Source organism: Psychrobacillus sp., from assembly GCF_056205495.1.
Window position 1 is genome coordinate 1 of record NZ_JBAEAP010000503.1, and the last position, 2,122, is coordinate 2,122.

3 protein-coding genes are annotated in these 2,122 nt (G+C 37.2%); 1 reads left to right on the forward strand and 2 read right to left on the reverse strand.

All coding sequences use genetic code 11. The features are described from left to right. On the reverse strand, positions 1-284 hold a 284-nt coding region (locus AC06OU_RS14345; protein ID WP_475856685.1), incomplete at its 3' end, for a four-carbon acid sugar kinase family protein. Further along, positions 281-1,045, reverse strand: coding sequence for a DeoR/GlpR family DNA-binding transcription regulator (locus tag AC06OU_RS14350; protein WP_475856687.1), 765 nt, complete (start codon positions 1,043-1,045; stop codon positions 281-283). The genes AC06OU_RS14345 and AC06OU_RS14350, both read right to left, overlap by 4 nt. 198 nt (positions 1,046-1,243) lie before the next feature. On the opposite strand from AC06OU_RS14350, the gene ilvA reads away from it, so the two are divergent. Further along, on the forward strand, positions 1,244-2,122 hold an 879-nt coding region (ilvA, locus tag AC06OU_RS14355; protein WP_475856688.1), incomplete at its 3' end, for a threonine ammonia-lyase IlvA.

Consider the following 2,122-nt stretch of genomic DNA (forward strand, 5'->3'; position numbering starts at 1 on the left):
TCTGTCTCTACTCCCAAGTTACCCCTAACCGTACTATCAATTCGTTTGCCAATAACGCTTGCTCCCCAATTGGTCAGCTGTTCATATGCTTTCAGAACTCGCTCTTCCGCATTAGACGGAGAACAGTACCTGCTATCTGTATCTATACTTATAGAAGTAAAATCACTATTTTTAGGCACTTCTCCTCCGAAAACGACTGTAGCACTCATAAATCCGTTTTTAGCTAACCGGACTCCAGTGGCATTTGCTCCTGTTAAATCATCTGCAATAATACCTATTTTCACTTTGTCACTCCCTTTATAAAAGTAGATTTTTCCTTATAGATATCTTCTACTTCTTTGGAAATAGTACTATCTGTTATGATTCCGGTAACCGAGTCCACATCCGCTATTTTAGCAAATGCTTTTTTTCCAAATTTCTGTGCATCTACAGTTAGATAGACAGCCTCACTGACGTTTATCATTTCTTTTTTAATAGATGCTTTCTCAAATGTCGCAGATGTAATACCGAGATTGGAATGTACAGCATGTGCACCTAAGAACAGTATGTCAACGTGAATGTTTCTAAGCATTTGTTCTGCAAATGACCCTAATATTGCCCCAACCCCATTCTGTACCTTACCACCAAGTAAAATTACTTCTAATTTCGAGTCGGTTAATTCTGCTGCAATTTTAATATCATTTGTTACTACCGTAATATTTGAACGGGATTTTAATAATCTGGCAATCTCTAATGTCGTAGTACCAGAATCCAATAGAATTCTCATACCATCTTTTACTAAGCCTACTGCAATTTGCGCGATTTCCTTCTTCTGTAGATGAGCTTCTGAGAGCTTTTGTTCATAGGACTGCTCTCCAATGATCGCTTGTGGTAATGCCGCCCCTCCGTGAGTTCTAATTAATTTCTTTTGTTTTTCTAGTTCATCTAAATCTCTTCTAATAGTCATTGCAGAAACCTCTAAAAGGTCTACAAGCTCTAATATTTCAACCTTCCCCTTTAGAGAAAGCTCATCAATTATTTTCTTTTTTCTGTTAATTGGAAGCATAATTCAATCTCCTTAACATAACTTTTGTTAACTATGAACACATTATGTTCTAAATTAACAAAAATGTCAACAAAATATGTTTATAATTAACAAAGACATATAAATGTTACATTGTTTTGAATTATCAAAAATATATTAGGGGTTTACTGCTGTAGTGTGTTAAAATATACGAATAATTAAAATTAGGAGGGTCATCTAATGCAACTGGCGGAGACAAAATTACTTCAAATTGAAGATGTGTTAAGAGCGCATCAATTTTTAAAAGAGGTTGTGTTACATACACCTTTACAAAAATACGACTATCTGTCGGAGAAATACGAGGCTAATATATATTTTAAACGTGAAGATCTTCAACATGTTCGCTCATTTAAACTGAGAGGAGCTTACTATAAAATAAAAACTATTGAAGAGGCTGCCTGTAAAAAAGGAGTGGTCTGTGCAAGTGCAGGAAATCATGCCCAAGGAGTGGCTTATGCCTGTGCCCATTTAGGAATATCCGCAAAAATATTTATGCCATTGACTACTCCGAGTCAAAAAATTGAACAGGTAAGAATGTTTGGACGTGAGTTTGTCGAAATTATTCTAGCTGGTGATACTTTTGATGATTCAGCTAGCAGTGCCGTTGCCTACGCAAATGAGAATGATCGACTGTTTATCCACCCTTTTGACGATTTAGATATCATTGCAGGTCAAGGTACAGTCGCAGTTGAGATTATGAATGATATTGATGAAAAGCTAGATTATGTTTTTAGTAGCATTGGTGGAGGAGGTCTAGTGTCAGGCGTTTCTTCCTATATAAAGAATCTATCTCCTAGCACACAAATTATTGGTGTAGAGCCTGCTGGAGCAGCGAGTATGAAGGCAGCAATAGCAAACAGCGGGCCAATCGCACTTGAAACGATAGATAAATTCGTAGATGGGGCAGCGGTTAAGTGCGCCGGAAAGCTAACGCATCAAGTGGTAGCCAAATACGTGGATGATATTACACTTGTTCCAGAAGGAAAAGTATGCACCACCATATTAGACCTGTATAATAAACACGCTATTATCGCAGAGCCTGCTGGAGCATTATCAGTA

What these genes read in the sequence shown, in the direction of transcription:
- AC06OU_RS14350 (WP_475856687.1), bottom strand. Translation starts at nt 1,045, where the DNA reads ATGCTTCCAATTAACAGAAAAAAGAAAATAATTGATGAGCTTTCTCTA.